The sequence below is a fragment of the Vannielia sp. SX4 genome (genome assembly GCF_052828525.1).
On the sequence record NZ_CM128247.1, the window covers coordinates 1,495,579 to 1,520,052 of the forward strand.

At 65.1% G+C, this 24,474-nt stretch carries 25 protein-coding genes; 15 read left to right on the top strand and 10 right to left on the bottom strand.

The window, feature by feature from the left end; genetic code table 11:
* Positions 1–19 precede the first annotated feature (19 nt).
* The 3 genes from sdhC (at position 20) to sdhA (ending at position 2,724) form a co-directional block, all read left to right on the top strand.
* Complete coding sequence (sdhC, locus tag ACUXVX_RS07400) at positions 20–406, top strand: succinate dehydrogenase, cytochrome b556 subunit (RefSeq protein ID WP_222491533.1); 387 nt, start codon at positions 20–22, stop codon at positions 404–406.
* Between the two features lie 12 nt (positions 407–418).
* Positions 419–790, top strand: coding sequence for a succinate dehydrogenase, hydrophobic membrane anchor protein (sdhD, locus tag ACUXVX_RS07405; protein ID WP_446311025.1), 372 nt, complete (start codon positions 419–421; stop codon positions 788–790).
* Positions 791–900: 110 nt separating this feature from the next.
* Positions 901–2,724 carry a succinate dehydrogenase flavoprotein subunit gene (gene sdhA / locus ACUXVX_RS07410; RefSeq protein ID WP_446311026.1) on the top strand — a complete coding sequence of 608 codons (1,824 nt, stop codon included), beginning with the start codon at positions 901–903 and terminating at the stop codon, positions 2,722–2,724.
* A 4-nt stretch (positions 2,725–2,728) separates the two neighbouring features.
* On the opposite strand, the gene ACUXVX_RS07415 is transcribed toward sdhA, so the two are convergent.
* Together ACUXVX_RS07415 and ACUXVX_RS07420 are read right to left on the bottom strand one after the other, a co-directional pair.
* Positions 2,729–3,844, bottom strand: coding sequence for a polysaccharide pyruvyl transferase family protein (locus ACUXVX_RS07415; protein ID WP_446311027.1), 1,116 nt, complete (start codon positions 3,842–3,844; stop codon positions 2,729–2,731).
* The gene (locus ACUXVX_RS07420; protein WP_446311028.1) at positions 3,831–4,796 is read right to left on the bottom strand and encodes a nitroreductase family protein; all 966 of its coding nucleotides are present in this window, start codon (positions 4,794–4,796) and stop codon (positions 3,831–3,833) included. Before ACUXVX_RS07420 ends, ACUXVX_RS07415 begins: the two co-directional genes overlap by 14 nt.
* Positions 4,797–5,069: 273 nt before the next feature.
* On the opposite strand from ACUXVX_RS07420, the gene ACUXVX_RS07425 reads away from it, so the two are divergent.
* The 5 genes from ACUXVX_RS07425 to ACUXVX_RS07445 are packed head-to-tail and all read left to right on the top strand — an operon-like array spanning position 5,070 to position 7,903.
* A complete protein-coding gene (locus ACUXVX_RS07425) occupies positions 5,070–5,900 on the top strand; it encodes a hypothetical protein (RefSeq protein ID WP_446311029.1) in 831 nt (276 codons plus the stop codon).
* Between the two features lie 3 nt (positions 5,901–5,903).
* Positions 5,904–6,155, top strand: coding sequence for a hypothetical protein (locus tag ACUXVX_RS07430; protein ID WP_446311030.1), 252 nt, complete (start codon positions 5,904–5,906; stop codon positions 6,153–6,155).
* Positions 6,152–6,466, top strand: a complete 315-nt coding sequence (locus tag ACUXVX_RS07435) for a succinate dehydrogenase (RefSeq protein WP_222470185.1) — start codon at positions 6,152–6,154, stop codon at positions 6,464–6,466. Before ACUXVX_RS07430 ends, ACUXVX_RS07435 begins: the two co-directional genes overlap by 4 nt.
* An 11-nt stretch (positions 6,467–6,477) precedes the next feature.
* The gene (locus ACUXVX_RS07440; RefSeq protein ID WP_222470184.1) at positions 6,478–7,257 is read left to right on the top strand and encodes a succinate dehydrogenase iron-sulfur subunit; all 780 of its coding nucleotides are present in this window, start codon (positions 6,478–6,480) and stop codon (positions 7,255–7,257) included.
* 4 nt (positions 7,258–7,261) lie between these two features.
* The gene (locus ACUXVX_RS07445) at positions 7,262–7,903 is read left to right on the top strand and encodes a hypothetical protein (protein ID WP_446311031.1); all 642 of its coding nucleotides are present in this window, start codon (positions 7,262–7,264) and stop codon (positions 7,901–7,903) included.
* A gap of 21 nt (positions 7,904–7,924) precedes the next feature.
* On the opposite strand, the gene ACUXVX_RS07450 is transcribed toward ACUXVX_RS07445, so the two are convergent.
* Together ACUXVX_RS07450 and ACUXVX_RS07455 are read right to left on the bottom strand one after the other, a co-directional pair.
* Positions 7,925–8,917 (bottom strand): imm11 family protein, encoded by a 993-nt coding sequence (locus ACUXVX_RS07450; RefSeq protein ID WP_446311032.1) that lies wholly within the window; start codon positions 8,915–8,917, stop codon positions 7,925–7,927.
* A gap of 78 nt (positions 8,918–8,995) precedes the next feature.
* Positions 8,996–9,523: a hypothetical protein gene (locus ACUXVX_RS07455; RefSeq protein WP_222470181.1), complete on the bottom strand. Its 528-nt coding sequence runs from the start codon at positions 9,521–9,523 to the stop codon at positions 8,996–8,998.
* A gap of 207 nt (positions 9,524–9,730) precedes the next feature.
* On the opposite strand from ACUXVX_RS07455, the gene ACUXVX_RS07460 reads away from it, so the two are divergent.
* Positions 9,731–10,597, top strand: a complete 867-nt coding sequence (locus tag ACUXVX_RS07460; protein WP_446311033.1) for an urea carboxylase-associated family protein — start codon at positions 9,731–9,733, stop codon at positions 10,595–10,597.
* 24 nt (positions 10,598–10,621) lie between these two features.
* Here ACUXVX_RS07460 and ACUXVX_RS07465 read toward each other — a convergent pair whose 3' ends face one another.
* From ACUXVX_RS07465 to ACUXVX_RS07480, 4 genes are all read right to left on the bottom strand, one after another.
* Entirely contained in the window at positions 10,622–11,605 is a 984-nt protein-coding gene (locus tag ACUXVX_RS07465; RefSeq protein WP_446311034.1) for an aldo/keto reductase, read from the bottom strand.
* Between the two features lie 14 nt (positions 11,606–11,619).
* Positions 11,620–12,327 (bottom strand): purine-nucleoside phosphorylase, encoded by a 708-nt coding sequence (deoD, locus tag ACUXVX_RS07470; RefSeq protein ID WP_446311035.1) that lies wholly within the window; start codon positions 12,325–12,327, stop codon positions 11,620–11,622.
* A 60-nt stretch (positions 12,328–12,387) separates the two neighbouring features.
* Complete coding sequence (locus ACUXVX_RS07475; protein WP_446311036.1) at positions 12,388–12,726, bottom strand: H-NS histone family protein; 339 nt, start codon at positions 12,724–12,726, stop codon at positions 12,388–12,390.
* Positions 12,727–12,905: 179 nt separating this feature from the next.
* Positions 12,906–14,885, bottom strand: a complete 1,980-nt coding sequence (locus ACUXVX_RS07480) for a protein meaA (protein WP_446311037.1) — start codon at positions 14,883–14,885, stop codon at positions 12,906–12,908.
* Between the two features lie 171 nt (positions 14,886–15,056).
* Between ACUXVX_RS07480 and ACUXVX_RS07485 the strand changes: the two genes are divergently transcribed.
* From ACUXVX_RS07485 to ACUXVX_RS07510, 6 genes are all read left to right on the top strand, one after another.
* Entirely contained in the window at positions 15,057–15,845 is a 789-nt protein-coding gene (locus tag ACUXVX_RS07485; RefSeq protein ID WP_446311038.1) for a bestrophin-like domain, read from the top strand.
* A 4-nt stretch (positions 15,846–15,849) separates the two neighbouring features.
* Entirely contained in the window at positions 15,850–17,304 is a 1,455-nt protein-coding gene (locus tag ACUXVX_RS07490; protein ID WP_446311039.1) for a 1-acyl-sn-glycerol-3-phosphate acyltransferase, read from the top strand.
* A gap of 109 nt (positions 17,305–17,413) precedes the next feature.
* Positions 17,414–18,712 (top strand): crotonyl-CoA carboxylase/reductase, encoded by a 1,299-nt coding sequence (ccrA, locus tag ACUXVX_RS07495; protein WP_222470173.1) that lies wholly within the window; start codon positions 17,414–17,416, stop codon positions 18,710–18,712.
* A gap of 432 nt (positions 18,713–19,144) precedes the next feature.
* Positions 19,145–19,861: a helix-turn-helix transcriptional regulator gene (locus tag ACUXVX_RS07500; protein ID WP_222470172.1), complete on the top strand. Its 717-nt coding sequence runs from the start codon at positions 19,145–19,147 to the stop codon at positions 19,859–19,861.
* Positions 19,862–19,986: 125 nt separating this feature from the next.
* A complete protein-coding gene (locus ACUXVX_RS07505) occupies positions 19,987–20,625 on the top strand; it encodes an acyl-homoserine-lactone synthase (RefSeq protein WP_446311040.1) in 639 nt (212 codons plus the stop codon).
* 87 nt (positions 20,626–20,712) lie between these two features.
* A complete protein-coding gene (locus ACUXVX_RS07510) occupies positions 20,713–22,245 on the top strand; it encodes an AAA family ATPase (protein WP_446311041.1) in 1,533 nt (510 codons plus the stop codon).
* Between the two features lie 67 nt (positions 22,246–22,312).
* Here ACUXVX_RS07510 and ACUXVX_RS07515 read toward each other — a convergent pair whose 3' ends face one another.
* Together ACUXVX_RS07515 and rodA are read right to left on the bottom strand one after the other, a co-directional pair.
* Positions 22,313–23,251 (bottom strand): 2-hydroxyacid dehydrogenase, encoded by a 939-nt coding sequence (locus ACUXVX_RS07515; RefSeq protein WP_446311042.1) that lies wholly within the window; start codon positions 23,249–23,251, stop codon positions 22,313–22,315.
* A gap of 69 nt (positions 23,252–23,320) precedes the next feature.
* Positions 23,321–24,469, bottom strand: a complete 1,149-nt coding sequence (gene rodA, locus ACUXVX_RS07520) for a rod shape-determining protein RodA (protein WP_446311043.1) — start codon at positions 24,467–24,469, stop codon at positions 23,321–23,323.
* Between the last annotated feature and the right edge of the window lie 5 nt (positions 24,470–24,474).

Sequence of the window (24,474 nt, forward strand, 5' to 3'; positions counted from 1 at the left end):
GCCCAACAGGAGAGCGTTCATGGCAGATATGAACCGGGACCGCCCGCTTTCGCCCTTCATGATCGGCCCGTATTACCGGCCCCAGATCACCTCGATCTCCTCGATCATGGTCCGCATCACCGGCATCGCCTCCTTCGGCACTGCCTTTCTCGTGGTGTGGTGGCTGCTGGCGGCGGCCTTCTCGGAGCCGGCCTTCAACTGGATCAACTGGCTGATGACCAGCTTCATCGGCGATATCATCATGTTCCTCGCCAGCTGGGCCATCTGGTACCACATGCTGGGCCGCCTTCGGCACGTGATCTGGGATTTCGGCTACTGCCTCGATGTGCCGACCTCCGAAAAGATGGGTTGGGGCATGTTCATCGGCGCCACGGTTCTGGCGCTCTTCACGGCCATCGTGGTGTAAGGGAGAGACCGGATGAAATATGTAACCGACCGCAAGCGCGCCACCGGCCTTGGCTCCAGCTCCGAGGGCACCCACCACCACTGGAAGATGATGGTCAGCTCGCTCAGCCTCGTCGTGCTGGTGCCGCTCTTCGTCTTTGTCTTCGGCTCCGCGCTGGGCCGCAGCTACGCCGATGTGCAGAGCTTCATCGCCAACCCCTTCGTAGCGCTCTCGCTCGGCATCGCCCTGACCGTGGGCCTGCTGCACATCAAGATGGAGATCGACGAGGCGGTGGAAGACTACGTGCACGGCCTCACCGGCAAGCTCACGCTGATCGCCGTCGGCGCCGCCACATGGGTGCTGATCGCCGCCGGGCTGCTCGCCCTGTTGAAGCTGGCGCTCTGAGGGGCGCCGCCCGCTAGACCTGACGGAAGGCCACTCCGCACCGCCGGCCTTCGCCACGACCAAAGAGACGCGAAAGCGCCCCAGCCAACCGCAAGGGACGGAAGAAGAGAATGGCAGCTTACGAATACGAGACGCACACCTATGACGTTGTGGTTGTCGGCGCCGGGGGCTCCGGTCTGCGGGCCACGCTCGGGATGGCCGAGCAGGGGCTCAAGACCGCCTGCGTGACCAAGGTGTTCCCGACCCGCTCGCACACGGTGGCGGCGCAGGGCGGCATTGCGGCCAGCCTGGGCAACATGCAGGTCGACGGCGCCGACATGAACGATCACTGGCAGTGGCACCTCTATGACACCGTGAAGGGCTCCGACTGGCTGGGTGACACCGACGCGATGGAATACCTCGCCCGCGAGGCGCCCAAGGCGGTGTATGAGCTGGAACATTACGGCGTGCCGTTCTCGCGCACCGAGGAAGGCAAGATCTACCAGCGGCCTTTCGGCGGCCACACCACCATGTTTGGCGAAGGCCCGCCCGTGCAGCGCACCTGCGCCGCCGCCGACCGGACCGGCCACGCCATTTTGCACACGCTCTACGGCCAGTCGCTGAAGAACAACGCCGAGTTCTACATCGAGTATTTCGCCATCGACCTGATCATGGGCGAAGACGGCGCCTGCCAGGGCGTGGTCTGCTGGAAGCTCGATGACGGCACGATCCACGTCTTCCGCGCCAAGATGGTGGTGCTGGCAACCGGCGGCTATGGTCGCGCCTACTTTTCCGCCACCTCCGCTCACACCTGCACAGGTGACGGCGGCGGCATGGCGGCCCGCGCGGGCCTGCCGCTGCAGGACATGGAATTCGTCCAGTTCCACCCCACGGGCATCTACGGCTCGGGCTGCCTCATCACCGAAGGCGCACGGGGCGAGGGTGGCTACCTGACCAACTCCGAGGGCGAGCGCTTCATGGAGCGCTATGCGCCGACCTACAAGGACCTCGCCTCGCGAGACGTGGTCTCGCGCTGCATGACCATGGAAATCCGCGAAGGGCGCGGTGTGGGCAAGGACAAGGATCACATCTTCCTCCACCTCAACCACCTGCCGCCCGAAACGCTGGCCGAGCGCCTGCCGGGCATCTCCGAGAGCGCGCGCATCTTCGCCGGGGTGGACCTGACGAAAGAGCCGATCCCGGTGCTGCCGACGGTGCATTACAACATGGGCGGCATCCCGACGAACTATTGGGGCGAGGTGCTGAAACCCACCGCCGATGACCCGGACGCCATCGCGCCGGGCCTGATGGCCGTGGGCGAGGCGGGCTGCGCCTCGGTGCACGGGGCCAACCGCCTCGGCTCCAACAGCCTGATCGACCTCGTGGTCTTTGGCCGCGCCGCCGCGATCCGCGCGGCGGAAGTGGTGGACCCGAAATCGGGCAACCCCGACCTCAACAAGGCTTCGGTGGACGCCGCGCTGGACCGCTTCGACAAGCTGCGCAACGCCAGCGGTACGGTCGCCACAGCGGAGCTGCGTGATGAGATGCAGCGCACCATGCAGGCCGACGCAGCCGTGTTCCGCACCGACAAGACGCTTGCCGAAGGCGTGGAGAAGATGAAGGCCGTGGCCGCCAAGATGGACGACATCAAGGTGACCGACCGAAGCCTCGTCTGGAACTCCGACCTGATGGAAACGCTGGAGCTGACCAACCTCATGCCCAACGCGCTGGCCACCATCGTCGGCGCCGAGGCCCGCAAGGAGAGCCGCGGTGCGCACGCCCACGAGGATTACCCGGACCGGGACGACAACGAATGGCGCAAGCACAGCCTCGCCATGGTCGAAGACACCGAGGTCACCCTCAGCTACCGCCCCGTCCACCTCGACCCGCTGACCACCGAGGCGGAAGGTGGCATCGACCTGAAGAAGATCGCGCCCAAGGCGCGGGTGTATTGAGGCCCTAGCTGGTCGCCGCGATATCGGCGGCCAGATCATCCCACAGCTCGGCGAGGCGCTGCTTGTTGTCGTGCGCCACGGCGACGAGCCGGGAGGAGAGGGCAGTGCGCGCGGCGGGGTCGGCGGCAAGTGCTTCGATCCGGGCGAGGAAAGCGGGCGCGTCATCGGACAAGACGTGATCTGGGCAGCCAAACTCACCCAGTAGTTCCTGATACTTGTGCGACCAACTCACGGCGAAGGAGGGTACGGCAGCGGAAAGACCGTTGACCAGCCCATGAAAGCGCCCGGTCACGACCAGCTCTGCGCTTCCGACCAGGGCCTTTATGTCCCGCGCATCGTCCAGGCAGACGATCTCCAGTCCGGCGATCTCTGCGAGCTGCTCGGAAATTTTCCGATCCGCCTGTGGTTCGTGCAGGACGATTATTGGCGGAAGTCGGTTGGCTTTGAGAATCTTGGCTGCCTCCGCGTAGAGCGATAGCAGCCCAGCCTCGTCGATCCCTGCACCGATGGATTTTCGGTTGAGAACGAGCGCAGAGAAAGGTTGCTCGGGCATTGCGACTGGCCGGTCGGAGACATCGAGCGAAAACGTGATATCGGGGAAGCGGGGCAGGGCGCGCCCCACGCCGAGGGCTTCGAGATGGGCAAGCGACTCTGCATCCCGGGCCGAGATGCGCCGTGCGTCGGTGACGATCCGCAGCATCTCGTTGCTCAGCTTCGTATCCTCAAAGGGGCCAAATGCCTGGGGCAGCATGTAGAGCGGCAGCCCGGCGCGCAGATAGGCGCCGGCGCGGTTGCGGGCCTTCTGCACGCCCCAGTGATCACCGTAGGCGTAGCCGGAAATGTCGATCACATGGGTGACGCCGGGGAGTTGACCGTTGACTTTTGCCCCGCCGTGGAAGGCTCTGAACAGGCGCGCGGCAATCTGGTGGGTCCGCCGCGCGGTAATCGGCTCGATCCCCATGGAGCGTCGGTGCGCGTCCGGGCCTTGCGCGCGGGAGCAGAAGCGCGCACCGGGCAGGCGGGAACCGAGTTGGGAGACGACCGTGTGCGCCATCAATTCGGCCCCCTTGTTGGGTAGCCAAACCCCGGCGATCTCGATCAGCGGTTCAGTCGACGACACTCAGCACCTCCGAAACCTCTCTCTTGGCGGAATAGGCGACCATGCTGTCTGCCTTGGGGTGGCCGATGCCCACCAGCATCACCGGCACCTGATGCGGCGCGAGGCCGAGAATCTCGCGTAAGGCCTGATGGTTCTCGGGGATGTCGGGCCAGTTGATCGGAACCGAGCCGAGGCCTTGGGCGGTGAAGCCCAGCATCAGTTGCATTGCTGCCAGCGCGGCGTCGATATGGATCAGGTGGCGGTCGCGCGGCTCGGCATACATCGAGAGGTCCCCGACCACGGCAATCAGGGCGGGCAATTGGTCTCCGAAGCCAGCGGTGCCGAGAGGCAGCGCGGCGATCCGGTCGATCATCGGGCGCGTGGTGGCGCAATAGAAGCGATAGGGCTGGCGATTGCAAGCGCTGGGGGCTTGTAGCGCGGCGGCGGTGGCGGCCTCAATTTGCGCCATCTCGACGGGACGATCCTCGAACCAGCGCTGAGAGCGGCGCCCGCGGCAGAGGGCGAGAAAGGCGGGGTAATCCGCCTGTGCCGCGCCTGCCTGGCTGGCATAGGTGGTGAGTTCATCTACCGTATATGGAGCGAACGGCGCGGGGGTTGACCCCAGCGCTGGCAGGTCAAGGAACGCTTTGCGCGCCGCCGCGATGGTTTCATCCGAGCCGCTGGTGACGGCGAAGTAGCGGGTAAGCACATCATGTGCCCAGCGAAGCTCCGCCTGCTCAGCGGAGTGGCTGGTGACAAGGCGGGCATAGAGCGCGACCGTCTCGCCGATGAAGGCGGTGCCGAAGATATCGCGCCGCTCGGGCATGCAGAGGCCCTTTTCCAACCGGTGAATATTGCGGCGCAAAAGCGGGGAGGTGGCGGAAAACGCCGTCTTGTGAGCAGCGAACGCGGCAAGGCCTTCGAGCGTCGCGCGCTGCTCCGCCCGCAGCGCGGCGGAGAGCTTCTTCTGCAATCGTCGCCGTACTTTTGGCCCGCGATCTCGGAAGAGACCCATAACAAACCCTCGCATTCAACGTCTGAGGCACCGCCTCGGGAGCATGCCGATTTGCGGACCGAACTTCAAACCCTTGCCCGATGAACGGCGGAACGCCCCACCTCGGCCCGACACCGGTGCTATTTGCCCAGATTCGGAAAAAATGCCAGAGATTTCAATTGCACCCATGGGGGGAGCGCTTTATTTCCAAGGCCAGCATGACCCAGTTTCCAACCATAGCGGGTTGAGCCATTGCCCCGCCTGATGTGCTTTGCCACCCACCACAAATCCGGCACGGTCTGGATGCGGCGGACGATTCAGGCCATGGGGCGGGCCTTTGGGCTGGATTGGCACGGGATCTGGCGTGACGAGGCGATGTGGAAGGTGCCGGGCGAGGGCCGCGTCTTCCTCGTCAACTGGGCGGGCTATTTTCCATCCGATCTGTGGAAGCGCGATGATGTGGCCTTTGTCCATGTGATCCGCGATCCGCGCGATATCCTGCTTTCGGGCTGCGTCTATCACCATTTTGCGGCGGAGCAGGGCGAGCGCTGGTTGCATGTGCCGCGCACCGATCTTGGCGGCAAGACCTACCAGCAGCATCTGAATGCGCTGGAGGGGGACGAGGCCAAGCTGCTCTTCGAGATGGGCGGCAAGCACCGGGAGACGGTGGAGGAGATGCGCGCCTGGCCGTGGGGCGATGACCGGGCGTTCGAGCTGAAGTACGAAGATTTGATGGTTGATACCGACTGTGCGCTCTTCGGCGCGGCGCTGGCCCATCTGGGCCTTGAGGGCGAAGAGCTGGAGGCGGCCAAGCGGATGTTCTGGGAGCAGTCGCTCTTCGGCGGCATGGCCAAGATTGATGACCGCCCGCGCCACCTGATGGGCCATGTGGCGAGCGAAGGGGCGCTCAAGCGGTGGGAAACCGAGTTGCCGCTGGAGGTGGCGGAGGTTTACGCTGAGCGCCATGGCGCGGACCTCGTGGCGCTGGGCTACGAGCCGGACGAGACCAGTTGGCTGGCGCGGCTGAAGCCAGCCGAGCCTCGCGCGGGCCGGGCCGGGGCAACATCAAGGGGGAAGGGCTGAACCATGAGCAAGAGGATCACTGCATCGCTCAAATCGGGCGCGAAGGCCGGGGCCGTTACTGCCACGCTGCTCGCTCTGCTGGCAGGCTGCGCCGAGCGTGGCGCGATCAGCGGCGAAATCCCGTTTCCCGAGGGCTACGCGCTGATGCCGGGCGACCGTGAGCGCTGGGCCGCCATGACCGACGATCAGCGCCGCCGCGCGCTGGCTTTCATCTCCACCGGATCGACGATCCAGAGCTCGCTGGCGCCCGAATGATATATCGCCTCACCCCTCTCCTGCTGCTGCTCGCCGCCTGCGATGTGAACCCCGCAGATGTGGTCGCCCGTCAGGCGGCCAAGAGCGTTGTGCGCCCGATCGTGCAGGAAAAGCTGCCCGGCGTGCCGCCCGATCTGGTGACCGAATGCCTGATCGACAACATGTCGGCGGGCGAAATCTCAACCATCGCGCAGGAGGCCGCCACCGGCATCTCGCCCCGCTCGACCGAAATCGTTGTGGCCACCGCCCAACGCCCCAAAGCCATCGAATGCATCACGCGGGAAGGTCTCCCGCTGATATTGAACGGATAGGAGCCTGACCCATGGTTCAACTGACCCTGCCCAAGAATTCCCGCATCGTGACCGGCAAGACCTGGCCGAAGCCCGAAGGGGCGACGAATGTGCGGAAATTCCAGATCTACCGCTACGATCCTGACAGCGGCAAGAACCCCTCGGTCGATACCTATTTCATCGATATGGACGCCTGCGGCCCGATGGTTCTGGACGCGCTGATCAAGATCAAGAACGAGATCGACCCCACGCTCACCTTCCGCCGGTCCTGCCGCGAGGGGATTTGCGGCTCCTGCGCGATGAACATCGACGGCATCAACACGCTGGCCTGCATCTACGGGATGGACGAGATCAAGGGCGATGTGAAGATCTACCCGCTGCCGCACATGCCGGTGGTGAAAGACCTGATCCCCGACCTGACGCATTTCTATGCCCAGCACGCCAGCATCATGCCGTGGCTCGAGACCAAGACCCAGCGGCCCGAGAAGGAGTGGAAGCAGTCCATCGAAGACCGCAAGAAGCTCGATGGCCTCTATGAATGCGTGATGTGCGCCTCCTGCTCCACCGCCTGCCCGAGCTACTGGTGGAACTCCGACCGCTACCTCGGCCCCGCGGCGCTGCTCCACGCCTACCGCTGGATCATCGACAGCCGCGACGAGGCCACCGGCGAGCGGCTGGACGACCTTGAAGACCCCTTCAAGCTCTACCGCTGCCATACCATCATGAACTGCGCCAAGACCTGCCCCAAGGGCCTGAACCCGGCCAAGGCGATTGCGCATATCAAAAGCATGATGGTCGAACGGGTCGTCTGACCGCGTGATTTTCTGGCTCGTTGCCAGCGCGGCCGTGATCTGGCTCGCCGGAGCGGCGGGCTGGCTCTGGGTCTGCGCTGGCTTGCGCGGGGATGGCCTGCGCGGGCGGGCAGGGCGCATTGCGGTTCAACTCTCCGGTCTTGCCCTGCTGGCCGGAACGCTCGGCGGCAGCCCTTTCATCGCGCTGGCCGGTGCCGCCTTTCCGCCCACGGCGCTGCTGCTGCTCACCCGTGTCCTGTCTGCGCCCGCGCTTGCCACGGCGCTCTTGCCTTGGGTGCTGGGCGCCATGCTGGGGGCGGGCTTGGTGGCTTGGGTGGCTTTGCGTCGTCGGGGCGCGCAGCCTGTGTGGTCGCTCGGCATTGCCTTCGCGGCTGGCACTCTTGCCATGATCGTTTCGGGCGAGGTCATCAGCCGCAACGCGATGTGCAATGAGGCCGCCGCACACGGTGCAGCGACCGTATCGCGCAACAGCTTTGCGTGGAGCCTGCGCCACCCGCGACGGGCGTTCAATTTCGAGGTGCATGGCATGATCCGCCCGGAGGGAGGCACCCGGATATGGAGCTACACCCGCATGGCCTGGGAGCCGCTGCCTGAAACCATCTCCCGCAACATCGACCCGCCGTCTCGCAGCCTTTCCTGCGCTTGAGCGCGCGGCGACCGGGCTGGGCTACCTGCGCTTGTCCTTCTTTGGCGTGTAAAACACCAACCGCCCGTCCGGCCCCTTTTCGCTGCGGGCATAGTTCTCGCTGCGACCGTTGGTGATGGCTGCCTTCAACATCCGCCAGAAACCACCGACGCTCCGGGTTGCGCCCTCGACGATCTCCTCATTCAGCGCCGCATTGTGAGCCATCGAGCTTTCGACCAGCTCTTTCAGCCGTGGCGCGGGGTCGGGCGGCGGCGGCGGGACGATCCGCATGGCCTCGTCATCGCCATCGCACAGCCGGATCGGGGCGAGGGTGATCCACGGGTCGTTTTGCAGCCCGGCGGCCTCCACGAACTCGGGCGTCATCAGCAGATGCATCGGCAGGCGGTCCGTCCAGACAAGGCCGGCGGTGCCGAAAGCCCGCGCATCGGCAAACTGCTCGACACTGTGGCCGTTGGTCATCTGCCCGTCTTTCAGGCCGTAGGGGCCGCGCCAGAAGCGGAAGGGCCTGCCGTTCACATCGGTCTTGTCTTCGCAGATGTAGCCGCTCGCGAACATCGCCAGCGGCTCGGCCGGGGTCAAGAATTGCGCCAGAAAGTAGGGTGCCTCGCGCTTGCCATCTTCGCTCCGCATGGTCACCGGCAGAAACGCGACCCCGCCCTCGGCCCCAAGCCGCTCGATCGCCTCGTGGACCCGGGCGCTCACCAGCAGCCCATCGGGCGGGGCTTGCCAGAGAGATGGAAAGGGTTCGACCCAATCGCGCATGATGAAATCGGGCATGATGTGCCCGGCTTGCAGCCTCGGGACAGGCTGGGCCATCTCTTTGGCACTGCGGCCCTGCATGAAGGCAATTCTGGCGTCAGTGCGCCGCTTGCGCTCTGCCCGCCGCGCCGCGCCCTCGGGGCCTTTGAGCTGTGCGGGCATGTCACCCGGCTCGAATTTGCCGGGCGGTTTGGCCTTGCTGTAGGTGTATAGAACCCTGCCCGGGATCAAGGTGCCCGGTATCCGCTCTGTCATGGCTCCCCTCCGGGTCATGCCGCCTGCCGGAGGGCAGGAGAGCAGATCAATGTGGCAGACAGTGGGCGCTGCGCCGCCTTACTGGCGCATCGCCTCCTCACGAGAGAATGGCTGACGGCCGCGGAACTCGGCAGGCACCAGCGCATCCACCGCATCGCCCGCCGCCTTCCAGCGCCAGCCGCGCCAGTCGTGGGTGAAGATGAAGTCTTCACGCTCGATCTCGGTGGTGGTGGCCTTCAGCTTCTTCAGCACGCCGGGATGGGTGGGCGAGGCCACCGCGATGGTAAAGGCCACCTGACAGTTGAAGGCGTTTTCGGTGAGCCGTTTGCAGGCGCCGCGAAAATCGCTGTAGGTCACGCAGATCTCCACCTCGGGGAACTTCCGCAGGTTCGAGCGGAAGCCGGAGGGGCAATCATTCGTGGGATACTGTTTGTTCAACGCGTTGAGAAAACCGCGTTTGAGATCATTTCCGACCGGCTCGGGGCTGATCAGCCGCGCGGTCGCGTAGGCCTGTATTATCTCCGCCTCTGGTGCGACGGGCGGTGCCTCAGCAGGCCCGTGCAAAAAAATTGCGGTGAGGACGGAACCAAGTGCGGGCAGAAGCATTGTACCTCCGTTGACTGCCATTCGGGTGTTGGGTCTTACGTGCTCAAGCCCACCCTAAACTGCGGTCTTCTTCCCTGTCATCCCCCTGTTACCTTTAAATTCCGTTACTGCCCGCCGATTGCGCGGCATCTGGCGGCTCTGCCCTTTCGCTGGGCGCGGCACATCGCTTAGACTGGGCGAGAGCAGTCACAATTCCCTGAGAAGCAGATGAGCACACCCGCACCCGGCGGCCCCGCCGCGCCCGATTACGCCGATGACGCACGGGCGGTGGCGCCTGTCATCTGCTATCCGAACGAGACGTTGCCGCAGCCCGATCTGGCGCTGTATTCGCGCGCCCGCGCGGCAGCCCGCAAGACGGGCGAGGAGATTGTGCCGCCGCGCGAAGGCCGGTGCATCCCGGTGCGGGCGGGGCAGTTTTTGCGCATTTCCTGCCCGGAAGGCCCGCAGGTGGGCGACTTGAACCTGTGGAACCTCGCCGACCTTTCCGAGCGGTTCTACTCCGGCAAAACCCGCGCTTTGCACGGCACGCACCTGACCGTTGGCAGCCGCATGTGGTCGAGCTTTCCGCACCTGCGCCCGATGGCGACCGTCACCGCCGACAGCCTTGCCTGGTACGGCGTGGATGCCTTTGGCGGGCGGGTGCATGACGTGATCGGCACACGCTGCGACCCCTACACCCACCACCAGCTGTCCGGGCAGGATTATCATCATTGCTGCCACTCCAACCTCACCCGCGCCCTCGCGGGATGGACGGGACAGGGGCCGGAGGCGGCCGAGCCGTTGGTGCATGACGTGCTCAACGTTTTCATGTGTACCGGCTTCACCGCTGACACCGGCCAGTATTTCATGAAGGCCACGCCCGCGCGGCAGGGTGATTACATCGAGCTTTTTGCCGAGATCGACCTGCTGGCCGGCCTCTCCGCCTGCCCGGGCGGTGACTGCGGGGCCGAGCACAGCTCGGATGCGGCGCAGTGCCACCCGCTGCTCTGCGAGGTTTTCGCGCCGCCGAATGCTGCGTTGGAAGGGTGGGAGAGCCCGCCGGTCAATGGCTATTCCGGCGGGCACGGGCTGTAAGGCGGGGCCAGCCCCGCCGAACCGTTAGCAGTAGCGCTCAACGCCGATGGTCTGGGCATCGGAGTAGCGGTCGCCGTGGGCAAAGCCGGCGGGCAGGATGTGCTCGATCTCGGCGTAATCCTCTGCGGTCAGTTCCATATCGGCGGCATCCACCCATTCCTGCAAATGCGCCCCGGTCCGCGTGCCGGGGATCGGGATCAGGTGGTCGCCCTTGCCCAGCACCCAGGCCATCGCCAGCTTCGAGGTCGGCACGCCCCGGTCCTTGGCATAGGCGCGGAAGCGCTCCAGCGCTTGCTGGTTGTAGGCGTGGTTGGGCGCCTGCCAGCGCGGGTTGGCCTTGCGGAAATCGGCATCGGCCATCTTGGCCGGGTCGGGCGGCGTGTCACTCAACTCGCCGCGGGCCAGCGGGCTGAAGGGCACGAAGGCGATGCCCAGCTCGGCGCAGGTCTGGATCACGCCCAACTCGGGCTGGCGCGACCAGATCGAATACTCGTTCTGCACCGCCGTCACCGGCTTCACAGCATGGGCGCGGCGGATGGTTGAGGGCGCGACTTCGGAAAGCCCGTAGCCCCCGATCAGCCCCTCTTCCATGAACTTGGCCATCGTCTCTGCCAGCTCTTCCACGGGCCGCGCCTGCTCGCGCCGGTGAGCATAGAACAGGCCGACGGAGTCCACACCCAGCCGCTTCAGGCTTTGCTCCAGCTCGCTGCGCAGGTGGCCTTCATCGTTGCGATAATGGCGCTCGGGCTTGGGCACGATCGAGGCCTTGGTGGCGATGACCGGCTTGGCATCGGTGCCTTTCAGCCATTCGCCGATCGCATTCTCCGACCGGCCCATGCCGTAAATATTGGCGGTGTCCAGAAAATCGATGCCCGCATTCCACGCGGTATCGAGGCAGGCCACCGAAGTCTCCAGATCGGTATCGCCGAAAAAACCGGCAAATGACATGCAGCCCAATCCGATGGCAGATACCTCGGGGCCACCCGCGCCCAATTTACGTTTCTTCATGTGTGTGAGTCCTCTTATTCGGAAAATGCCGCTTCGAGCGCGATTTCGACCATGTCGCCAAAACTCTTTTCGCGCAGATCGCTCGGAAGCGCCTCATGGGTTTTCAGATGATCCGAAACGGTGAGCACGGCGAGTGCCCGGCAGCCATAGCGGGCGGCGAGGGTATAAAGCTCGGCCGCCTCCATTTCGACGGCCATAATACCGTGCCGTTCCATTTGCTCGTTCAGGTCTGGCCGCTCGTCATAGAAAACGTCGGAAGAATAGATGCCGCCGACGTGGGCTTTGACCGCCCGGTGCGCCGCCGCACTGGCCGCCGCCGAGAGCAGGGACCAGTCGGCGCAGGGCGCAAAGTTCAATTCGCGGAAGATACCGCGCGACGGGGTCGAGAGCGTGCTCGCGGTCATTGCCAGCACCACATCGCGCACCGCCACGGCCTCTTGCATCGCGCCGCAAGAGCCAATGCGGATGAGCGTTTTGGCGCCGTAATCGCGGATCAGCTCGTTTACGTAGATCGACAGCGAGGGCATGCCCATGCCGCTGCCCTGGATCGTCACCGAATGGCCGCGCCATGTGCCGGTGAAACCCAGCATACCACGTACCTCGTTGACGAGCTTGGGATTTTCAAGAAAGGTCTCCGCCGCCCATCGGGCGCGGTAGGGGTCGCCGGGGAGCAGGACCGTTTCTGCGATCTCTCCCTTTTCGGCGCCGATATGCACGGTCATGCGCTGTCCCTCTGTCTGTTGCCGGGCGGCTCTTTCGGCCGCCCCGCATCAGAAGATGGCTCAGATCGCGAAATCCTCAAGCGACTTTCCGGCAGTGAGGCCGGACTTGATCCATGCCGGCTGACGTCCGCGGCCAGTCCATGTCTGGCTTGCGTCTTCGGGATTGACGTATTTCGGCGCGCCCTTCGGGCCGCTGGCCTTCTTGCCACCACGACGCCCGCGTTTGGGCGTGCCACCGGTCAATTCATCGAGGGTGAAACCATGGGCCTTGGCCGCTTTCTCGGCAGCCTCCATTGCGGCTTTCTTGTCTTCGACCGCGAGTTTCTCCAATGCCTTTTCGATGTCGACCTTGAGCTTTTCGAGCTCTTTGCGGCTCATGCCCTTGAGACTGATGGCCATCTGAATTCCTTCTTTTCGGTTCCATTTGTGAGTGGGTGCACGACAACATATGCGTTCAGCAAATAAAAACGCCGCTGCGCACGAGCGGAACATATTTGAGTTCGTTGCAGATGAAAAGATATTGAATCCCCGGGCGGGAATGCCCGGGGATTTGGCGCGTTAGACCGAAATTTAGTGGCTCAGGCCGCCGCTTCGCGCGGTTCGGCAAGGGCCACGATATCCATCATGATCCGGTTCAGTTCAAAGTCCTTCGGCGTGTAGACCGCAGAAACTCCCATGTCTTTCAAAGACTTGGCATCTTCGTCCGGAATGATCCCACCGACGATGAGCGGAATGTGCGAAAGCCCTTCGTCGCGCATTCTTTCCAGCGTTTCGGTAATGAGCGGTAAATGGCTACCCGAGAGAATGGAAAGGCCGATCACATGGGCCTCCTGCTCCTTTGCGGCGGTCACGATCTCTTCCGGCGTCAGGCGGATTCCCTCATAGGCGATATCCATGCCGCAATCGCGGGCGCGGCAGGCGATCTGCTCGGCGCCGTTGGAGTGGCCGTCGAGCCCCGGCTTGCCGACGAGAAATTTCAGCCGGCGGCCAAGGCGGTCGGAGACCAGATCGACCGCTTCGCGGATCTCGTCGAGCCCCTCGGTGCGGTTGGAGGGCGCGCGGGCCACGCCGGTGGGGCCGCGATACTCGCCAAAGACGGCCCGCATAGCGCCCGCCCATTCGCCCGTGGTTGCGCCTGCCTTGGCGGCGGCAATCGAGGGCTCCATCACGTTGGCGCCGCTCCGCGCCGCCTCGCGCAGCGCCTCAAGCGCCGCGGCCACGGCCTCGGCATCGCGCTCTGCGCGCCAGGCCTGAAGCCGGGCGATCTGGTCGGCCTCAACGGCCGGATCGACCGTCATGATGCCACCATCCTCGCCCATCAGCGGCGAAGGCTCGCCCTCGGCCCAGCGGTTCACGCCGACCACGACCGTCTCGCCGGTCTCGACCCGGCCCAGCCGCTCGGCGTTGCTCTCCACCAGCCGCGACTTCATGTAGTCGATCGCCGCAATTGCGCCGCCCATGCCGTCGAGCTGGGCCAGCTCTGCGCGGGCGCCATCTTTCAGCGCCTCCACCTTGGCATCCACAGCCGGGTTGCCATCGAAGAGGTCGCCGTATTCCAGCAGGTCGGTCTCATAGGCCATGATCTGCTGCATCCGGAGCGACCATTGCTGATCCCACGGGCGCGGCAGGCCAAGTGCCTCGTTCCACGCCGGAAGCTGCACAGCACGGGCGCGGGCCTTCTTGGAAAGCGTCACGGCCAGCATCTCGATAAGAATACGGTAGACGTTGTTTTCCGGCTGCTGCTCGGTCAGGCCGAGGCTGTTCACCTGCACGCCGTAACGGAAGCGCCGCATCTTGGGGTCTTCTACCCCGTAGCGCTCGCGGCAGATCTCATCCCAGAGATCCACGAAGGCGCGCATCTTGCACATCTCGGTCACAAACCGGATGCCCGCGTTCACGAAAAAGCTGATCCGCCCGACCAGCACCGGAAAATCCTCTTCCGGCACCTTCCCCTTCAGCGCATCGAGCACCGCAATCGCCGTGGCCAGCGCAAAGGCCAGCTCCTGCTCCGGCGTCGCCCCTGCCTCTTGCAGGTGGTAGGAACACACGTTCATCGGGTTCCACTTGGGCACGTTGGTGTAGCAGTAGGCCGCCACGTCGGTGATGAGCTTGAGGCTCGGGCCCGGCGGGCACACGTAGGTGCCACGGCTCAGGTATTCCTTGATGATGTCGTTCTGCACCGTGCCCTGAAGCGCCGAAACATCCGCCCCTTGCTCCTCGGCCACGGCGATATAGAGCGCCAGCAACCACGGCGCGGTGGCGTTGATCGTCATCGAGGTATTCATCTGCTCCAGCGGGATATCGGCAAAGAGCGCCCGCATGTCGCCCAAGTGCGCCACCGGCACACCGACCTTGCCGACCTCGCCCCGCGCGCGCGGATCGTCACTGTCGTATCCGGTCTGCGTGGGCAGGTCGAAGGCCACCGAAAGGCCGGTTTGCCCCTTGGCGAGGTTGGCGCGGTAGAGCGCGTTGGAGGCCTCGGCTGTCGAGTGTCCGGCATAGGTCCGGAACAGCCACGGGCGGTCCTTCTGCGGCGAGTCTTTCTGCGGGTGCGACATGGTTCGGCTCCGATGAATCGGGTGAGCAAGATTATTCCGTTCTGGAGCTTATGCGCGAAAGATTATGCCAATGTCAATTCGCTGCATCGCGGCGAGGCCGGGGATTGCGCTTGTGCCGCGCAATGCTACAGGTTTCTGCGCCCCGTGATATGAATATGGGAGGGAAAGGGAGTGCCTGAGCTTATGTATGGCCTGAATTCGGGGCTGATCGCCCTCGTGCTTTTGTTGTCGATGATCGCCGCCATGTTCGGTGGGCGGGCCATGGCCGGGCGCCGCGCGCGGCGCACCTCGGAGGAGGGCAAGTCGCAAACACTCGCGGTGCAGGGCTCGCTTTTGGCGATCCTCGGCCTGCTGCTGGGCTTCACATTCTCTCTCGCTCTGGGCCGCTTTGACAGCCGTAGCCAGGCGGTGGTGGATGAGGCCAATGCCATTGGCACCGCGTGGTTGCGCACCGACCTGATGCCCGACGGCCCGCGCGAGGAGGCTCGCGCGCTGCTGGTCAAATACGCCGAGTTCCGCGCCAAGGCGGGGGAGGTGCCCGCGCATCAGGATGCCCGCCGCGCCGGGATGGTGGCGACCGCGCAAAAGACCTTCGACCAGCTTTGGGCGCTCTCCGCCGCGACCGCCCGCGAGCAGGGCGGCCCGGCCATGGTGGCCTTCACCAATTCGCTCAACGACATGATCGACCAGCTCTCGGCCCGCGATGCCGCGATCAACCGCCATGTGCCCGAGCCGGTGCTACTGCTGCTCTACGGCACCTTCATCCTGCTGGGTTGGGTGCTGGGGCTCTCGGCGGCGCAAACCGGGGTGCAGCCGGTGCCGGCGGTCTACGCGATGCTGCTGCTGATTGTCGGCCTCGTCTTCGTGATCATCGACCTCGATCGCCCGAGGCGCGGGATCATCGAGGTGAATCAGGAGCCGATCCGGGCGCTGGCCAACCAGTTGGCAGAGGCGGGCTGAGCCGATGGGCAGCCAGATCACGCTCCCGCTCTGGCTGTTCCTCCTGATCCTCACCTTCGCGGCGGTCACCTTTGCCTCGCACTTCCTGTTCCCCTCCGTCCGCTGGTTCTTCCGGCGGCGGCTGGAGAAGGCGGTGGCGCGGCTGAACAGGCGCCTCACCCGGCCCATCGAGCCGTTCAAGCTGGCGCGGCGGCGCGACACCATCCAGCGTGTGCTCTACGCGCCCGAGGTGCTGGCCGCCGTCACCGAACACGCCAAAACCGAGGGCGTGCCGGAGGAGGTCGCCTTCGAGCAGGCCCGCCGCTACGCCGGCGAGATCGTGCCCGGCTTCTCGGCCTTCGCCTATTTCGGCTTCGCCATCCGTGCCGCCAAGTGGCTTGCCACCTCGCTCTTCCGCGTGCGCCTCGCCCGGCTCGACGAAGCGAAGCTGGCGGCGATCCCCGAAGAGGCGACGGTGGTCTTTGTGATGAACCACCGCAGCAACATGGATTACGTGCTCGTCACCTACCTCGTCGCGCAGCGCACCACGCTCTCTTACGCGGTGGGCGAGTGGGCGCGGGTCTGGCCGCTGCGCACGCTGATCCGGGCGATGGGGGCCTACTTCATCCGACGCAAGTCGCGCGGTGAACTCTACCGCACGGTGCTGGCCACCTATGTCACCGTCGCCACCCGCGCCCGGGTCACGCAGGCGATGTTCCCTGAAGGGCGGCTCTCGCTCACCGGGGCGGCGGGAGAACCCAAGCTGGGGCTGCTCGCCTATATCACCGAGGCGGCGGAGGACGGGACCGAGGTGGTCTTCGTGCCGACCGCGCTCAACTACGACCGGGTGCTGGAAGACCGGGTTTTGATTGGCGCACAGGGCGGCGGCGGCTTTCCGGCACGGATCCGCGTGGTGTTTCGCTGGCTGGCGCGGCGGTTGATCCTACGGGTCCGGGGGATGACCCATCATCTCGGCTACGCGGCGGTGAGCTTTGGCGACCCGCTCTCGCTGGCGAGCTTTCCCGGCGACACCGAGGCGCTGGGGCAGGAGCTGATGGCGCGAATCGAGGCGGTGATGCCGGTTCTGCCGGTGCCTCTGCTCGCCGCCATGCTGCTGGAGGCCGAGGGGCCGCTCGACCGGGCCACGCTGGAGCGCCGGTGGAACGCGCGGCTCAGGGCGCTCGAAGGGGCAGGGGTTGTGCTGCATGTGCCGCGCGGCAATCCGGCCTATGCGCTGGAGAACGCCCTGCGCATCCTGCGCGACCGCAACCTGCTGGCGGAGGGGCCGGAGGGCACTGCTGCCGCGCCCCATGAAACCGCACTTTTCCGGTTCTATGCGGCCTCCATCACGCCGCAACTGGCGCAATTGGGCGATGCCGCACCTGCAACCTCGCCCCACCCGCGCCTGCTGCCTGCCGATGATGCAGCTGCGAAGGTGCCTGCCTCGATTTCCGCCGAAACTGAATCGAGCGAGACATAAAATTACAAATTGGACCTCAGTCGTATTGCAATCTTGCGCGTGCATCCGTAGAACGCCCTGAGACCGTGGCGCGATTCTGCGCCGCAGAACGACTTGAGGAGAGACGCCGATGGCCCTGGATACGACCGACGCCCCGCAGGCCCCCTACGAGGCCGAAGAGAAAGACCTCTACGAACTCGGCGAAATGCCCCCGCTCGGCTACGTGCCGCCGAAAATGTACGCTTGGGCGATCCGCCGCGAGCGTCACGGCGAGCCGGAGGTGTCGTTCAAGCAGGAGGTTCTGCCGACATGGGAGATCGACAGCCACGAGGTGCTGGTTCTCGTCATGGCCGCAGGGGTCAACTACAACGGCGTCTGGGCCGGTCTAGGCAAGCCGATCAGCCCGTTCGACGTGCACGGTCAGGACTTTCACATCGCCGGCTCCGATGCCTCGGGCATCGTCTGGAAGGTCGGCGACAAGGTGAAGCGCTGGAAGGTCGGCGACGAGGTGGTGATCCACTGCAATCAGGACGACGGCGACGACGAGGAGTGCAACGGCGGCGACCCGATGTTCTCGCCCACCCAGCGGATCTGGGGCTACGAGACCGGGGATGGCTCCTTTGCCCAGTTCACCCGCGTGCAGGCGCAGCAACTCATGCCGCGCCCCAAGCACCTGACCTGGGAAGAGAGCGCCTGCTATACCCTCACGCTGGCCACCGCCTACCGGATGCTTTTCGGCCACGAACCGCATGATCTGAAGCCGGGCCAGAACGTGCTGGTCTGGGGCGCCTCTGGTGGCCTCGGTTCCTACGCGATCCAGCTTGCCAACACCGCTGGCGCCAACGCGATTGGCGTGATCTCCGATGAGAGCAAGCGTCAGTTCGTGCTGGATCAGGGCGCCAAGGGCGTGATCAACCGCAAAGACTTCAACTGCTGGGGCCAGCTCCCCACGGTGAACAGCCCCGAGTACAACGAGTGGCTCAAGGAGGCCCGCAAGTTCGGCAAGGCGATCTGGGAGATCACCGGCAAGGGCGTGAACGTGGACATGGTCTTCGAGCACCCGGGCGAGGCGACCTTCCCTGTCTCCACGCTGGTGGTGAAGAAGGGCGGCATGGTGGTGATCTGCGCAGGGACCTCCGGCTTCAACACCACCTTCGACGTCCGCTACATGTGGATGCACCAGAAGCGCCTGCAGGGCTCGCACTTTGCTCACCTCAAGCAGGCCTCGGCGGCCAACGCGCTGATGTGCGAGCGCCGGCTCGATCCCTGCATGTCCGAGGTCTTCCCGTGGGACGAGATCCCGGCGGCCCACACCAAGATGCTCCGCAACGAGCACAAGCCCGGCAACATGGCGGTGCTGGTGCAGGCTCCCAAGACCGGCCTGCGCACGCTTGAAGACGTGCTCGAAGCCGGGCGCGGAATGGCCTGAGCCAAGCCCTGAAATCCCGCCGCGCGGCGCCTGGCCGTGCGGCGGAAATGCACCCATAGGTTGCAGGAATCCACCGCGCCGCCACGCAGAAATGCGGGCGGCGTTGGCTTTTCTGCACTGCAAAACTCGTGAACAAGTCAACAATACCTGTCCAAAAAGACAGGTCTCCCCATTTCGGGGGACTGCACTTTCGCGAATTTCGCGCCTGATCGGCACATGCTAGGGTTGTGTTAATACATCGTTAACCTTTAGGATTGAGGCTGCCAATGAAACACGAGTGGGTTCTCGACGTTCTGATCGACCTGCACAACTACGCAAGTCGCAACAGTCTGACCGCGCTGGAGGGAAAGCTGTTGGAGACGATCGACGTAGCGCGCCATGAGGCGTGCGGGTGCACCCCTTCGTACAGGGGAGACGCTTCGGCGGACGGCGATGGCAGCTGCATTGGAGCAATTCATCGAAGGCTTGCAGCAGGCGAGCACGCTTGACGACTTACAGTCGAAAGTGTTCGAGCTGCGCGATCTCTATGAGGTCGAGCATGTGGTCTATCACTCGGTCAATGCGAGTGGCGGGCAATATGCGGCGCTGACCTACGGCGATGCATGGGTCGACCGCTATATCACGGAAGGCTACGAGCGGATCGATCCGGTGGTCATGGGCTGCTTTCAGCGCTTCCACCCGGTCGACTGGCGCCGCCTCGACTGGTCCGGCAAGGTCACCCGCGATTTCATGGACGAGGCCAAGGATGCCGGCGTCGGCAACCAGGGCTACACCGTGCCAATTCGCGGCCCCTCGGGCCAGTTTGCCATGTTCACCGTCTCCCACGGCGTGACCGACGAGAAATGGACCCGCTTCACCGAGGTACACACCCGCGATCTCATTCTCTCCGCCCATTACCTCAACCAGAAGGCACTGGAGATCGAGAGCGGTGGAACCACCAAGGCCCCGGGCCGGGCGCTCTCGCCCCGGGAGCGGGATGCGCTCACCATGCTGGCGCTGGGCTACAGCCGGGCGCAGGCGGCCGAAAGCCTCGAAATTTCGGAGCATACGCTGCGGGTCTATATCGAGGGTGCGCGCTACAAGCTGGGCGCGATGAACACCACCCATGCGGTTGCGCTGGCACTGGCGCAGGGGCGACTCGTTTTCTGATCAACTGCTGCATGCGGGCCAAAGGTTAATGCAATCTTAGCGTGCAGGGCATTATTTCTTAACAACCTTAACGATAACTTCATACCCTTCCCTCCATTCAAGCAACGAGAATGGAGGGAGTACCCATGTTGCGCTTCATTTATGGCGAAGACCTTTCGGAGTTTCCGAAACTGCGTGACACGATGTTCCGCGACCGCGCGCGGCAGTTTTCCGAGCGGCTCGGCTGGGAGGTCACGGTGGATGCGGCGGGAGAGGAGCGCGACCAGTACGACGCGATGAACCCGCTCTACGTGATCTGGCAAAAGGCCTGCGGCAGCCACGGCGGCTCGATGCGCTTTTTGCCCACCACCGCACCCTGCATGGTCAACGATCACTTCACCCACCTGACGGACGGCGTGACCATCAGCCACCCGCTGATCTCGGAATGCACCCGCTTCTGCCTCGCGCCCGATGCCGAGCCGCGCGTGGCCGCGGCGCTGATGCTTGGCGGGGCCGAACTGGGGCAGGGCTTTCACCTGACCGATGCGGTGGGCGTGTTCGATGCCCGGATGGTGCGCATCTATGGCCGCCTCGGCTGGGCGCCCACGGTGCTGGGCACCTCCGGGGAGGGGCGCGATGCCATCTCGGTCGGCCTTTGGGAGATGTCCGAGGCGACCCGCCAGCGCATGGCCCGCAAGGCCGGGCTGAGCCCCACACTCTCCCGCCACTGGTTCGACCGGGCCTTTGGCACGGCCACGTCTCTGCCGCAGGCGGTTTCGGCCTGACGGCCCCGGCCAGAAGCCGGTGCTGAGCCTCTCAGCCCCCTGCTTTCGGCCTAGCGGCCAAGGGGCGGACAGCCTAATGTCCGCCCCATGAGCCTCCCCGCACTGACCTTCTCCGATGACCAGGCCCAGGCCTGGGACACGCTCTCCGAGGTGCTGCAAAAGCACGGCGTCGATCTGGACAATGAGACGACGACGCCGATGACCGAGGGCAAGGGCTCCGTCACCGCCGTCATGGGCAAGGCCGGCTCGGGCAAGACCCTGCTGCTGGCCCGCCTGGCCGATGCGCTGGCCGAGGCCGGGGTCGAGGTGATCTCGGGCGATTGGGAGGGCAAGCCGCGCAAGGACCGCCGCACGCTGGCCATCCTCGCCCCCACCAACAAGGCCGCCTCTGTGCTGCGCAATCGCGGCGTTGCGGCGACCACGATCCACCGCATCCTCTACACCCCGGTCTACGACCCCGAGTACGAGCGCATCGCCGAATGGCTGGCCGGGCAGGGCGACCGCCCAGAGCCGCCCGAAGGCATCACCGAGGCCGCGCTCGACCGGGCGTTCTCGGTTTTTGAGGCCACCAAATCCGTGCCCGCTGCGCTGGCCTCCGCCGGGCTGCGCGGCAGCGATTTCATTACCGGCTGGAAGCGCCGCGAAGAGCCGCTGGATATCGGCTTCATCGACGAGTCCTCCATGCTCTCCGACGACCAGTTCGAGGACCTGCGCGAGATCTTTCAGGCCCTCGTCCTCTTCGGCGACCCGGCCCAGCTCGCGCCGGTCAAACAGTCCGGCAACATGGTCTTCGACAAGCTGCCCGCCCCGCGCAAGCTGGAGCTGCACCGCATCCACCGGCAGGCCGATGACAACCCGATCCTCGACCTCGCTCACGCGCTGGCCGACCCGGAGCTCAACTTCCAGAGCTTCGAGCGGATGGTCGAGGAAAAGGCCCGCGCCGATGATCGGGTGGTGGTGTCAGAGCGGGTCGAGGCCGCACTGATGTCGCGCTCGCCCGTTCTGGTCTGGCGCAACAACACCCGCATCCGCCTCATCCATGCCTTCCGCGCCGCCTACCACGCCCCGCCCGACGCCCTGCTGCCCGGCGAACCGTTGATCTGCGACGGCATCGAACTGCCGATGAAGCACCGCAAGAAGCGGCTCGACCTTGAGGCGCGGGGGCTGATCAAGGGCGCGCAGGTGGTCTACCTCGGGCCGGGCAAGAAGCCGGGTTTCTCCAAACTCCACGTCATCGGCGCCGAGCAGCCGCAGGTTTCGGCGGCGTCCATCGTTAAAATCGAGCTGCCCGACGAGGAAGAGCCCTTCATCCCCTACGCCGCCCGCATGGGGGCGACCTTCCTGCACGGCGCGGCGGTGACGATCCACAAGGCGCAGGGTAGCCAATGGCCCACCGTGCAGGTCTTCGCGCCCGATCTCTTCGTCGCCGCCCGGATGGGCCGCGAGGAGGCCGGCCAGCCGCTCTGGAAACGCCTCGCCTACGTGGCCATCACCCGCGCCGAGGAGCGGCTGCTCTGGTGCACCCGCAATCGGCTGGCCCGCCCCACCGAGCCGCTGACCACCGCCGATCTCGAAGCCCCCGTCGCCCCGCTCACGCTGGAGGCCGAACAGCCCGATTAGGCGCCACTCCGCTCCTCATTGGTCCTGCAAATATCCCCGCCGGAGGCCCGAAATCTCTTCTGGCGGTTCAGTAGCCCGCGCCCCGATCTACCAGTCCTACCAGTTCTTCTCCGGCTTCGGCCCGCAGAATATTCGCAGCCACCGCCTGGCTCGCACTCCACGGCCTGGTTTCCGATGCGGTATGGGCGGTGACCGTCACCTTGGGATGTGCCCAGAAGGCATGGCCTTCCGGCAGGGGCTCCTGCCGGAACACGTCGAGCGTGGCATGGGCAAGCTGCCCAGAGTCCAGCGCTGCGAGCAAGGCCGCGTCGTCGATCAGCGGCCCCCGCCCGGGGTTGATTACAAAGCCTCCCTCCGCCATCGCCGCGAAGGCGCGCGCATCCATCACGTTCTCCGTCGCAGGCGTGTCGGGCAGCAGCAGCACCACGATCTCGGCCCCCTCCACCGCCGCCAGCAGCCCATCGTCGCCCGAAAAACTCTCGACCCCGGCAACCTCTTTCGTACTCCGCGACCAGCCTCTGACCCTGAAATTCAAGGCCACCAGCGCCTCGGCGCAGGCCCTGCCCAGAGCGCCCAGCCCGAGCACCGTCACCACCCGGTCGCGCGCCAGCGGCGGGATGACGAACTTCCACTCGTGCGCGGGGTTCACGATGTGCCGGTCGAGCCCGAGATGGTGCCGCAGCACCTGGCCCGTGACCCATTCCACCATGCCCTCTGTCAGCGAGGTGTCGACCATCCGCGCCAGCGGCATTTGCAGCGTCTCGTTGCCGACGACACTCTCCACCCCGGCCCAAAGGCTCAGCGCCGCCTTGGCTTTGACGAAGGGCGCAAAATCCTCAACCGGCCCGTTTGGCGCAAAAACGATGTAGTCCACGTCCTCCGCCGCCACCTCGCCGGGCTGAAACACCCGCGCGTTAATCCCGGCCTCGGCCAGGGCGCGGGGCAGGGGGGCTTCATATTTCTTCCAGAAGTTCGGGCGGGAGGAGAAGAGGATGTTCAGGGTCATGTGGCGGACCCTATCCGCCCCGCCCGCCGACGCCAACACATGCGATGAGGCGGCGTAGCCGGCGCAGAGCTACCGCCGTCCGCGCGGGCGGTGAATATGAGCGCTCTGCACCAGACCGAAGGCCCCGAGCAGCACGATCATCGCCGAGCCGCCGTAGCTGACCAGCGGCAGTGGCACGCCCACCACCGGCGCGAGCCCCATCACCATGCTCATGTTCACCGCGAAGAACAAAAAGAAGGTGCCTGCGATCCCGAGGATCAGCAGCGAGCTAAAGCGGTCGCGGTTCTTCAGGGCCGAGACGATGCAGAAGGCGAGGATCAGCACGTAGAGCACGAGCAGAGAGACGCCCCCGACAAAACCGAACTCCTCGGCCAGCGTGGTGAAGATGAAGTCGGTGTGCTTTTCGGGCAAAAAGTTCAGGCGCGACTGTGTGCCCTCCATCAGCCCGCGCCCCGTCCATCCGCCCGAACCGAGGGCGATCTTGGATTGGGTGATGTGATAGCCCGCGCCCAGCGGGTCGGACTCCGGGTCGAGGAAGGTGTCGATCCGGCGATACTGATAGTCTTTCAACAGCTGCCATGTGGTCCCGCGTGAGGCTACCACCGCCGTCACCAACCCGGCCCCGCTGGCGATCACCGCGCCGAAGTAGAGCCAGTGGACGCCTGCGCAAAACATCACCATCGCCCCGCCAACGACCAGCAGAAGCGCGGTGCCGAGGTCGGGCTGTTTCAGCACCAGCGCGGTCGGCACGAGAATGATGATCACCGGCAGGATTACCCAGAGCGGGCGCGAGGTTTTGCTCACGTCGAGCCAGTCGTAATAGGCGGCCAGCAGCATCACGAGGGTGATCTTGGCCACCTCAGAGGGCTGCAGCCGCATGAAACCGAGGTCGATCCAGCGCTGCGCGCCCATGCCGACATCGCCGAAGAGCTCCACGAAAACGAGTAGCAGCAGCGAGCCGAGATAGGCCAGCAGCGCCATGTTGCGCCAGAAGTAGATCGGCACCATCGCCACGATGAACATCATCACCAGCCCGAGGGCAAAGCGCTTCATCTGCGGCTCGGCCCAGGGGCTGAGCGAGCCGCCCGCCACCGAGAACAGCATCAGAAAGCCTACCGAGCAGACGGCGAGCAGCAGGACCACCAGCGCCCAGTTGACGTAGAGCACCTTGCTCAAGCCGGTCGGCACCGTCTCGCGGTTGTACTCGAGATAGCTCATGCCGC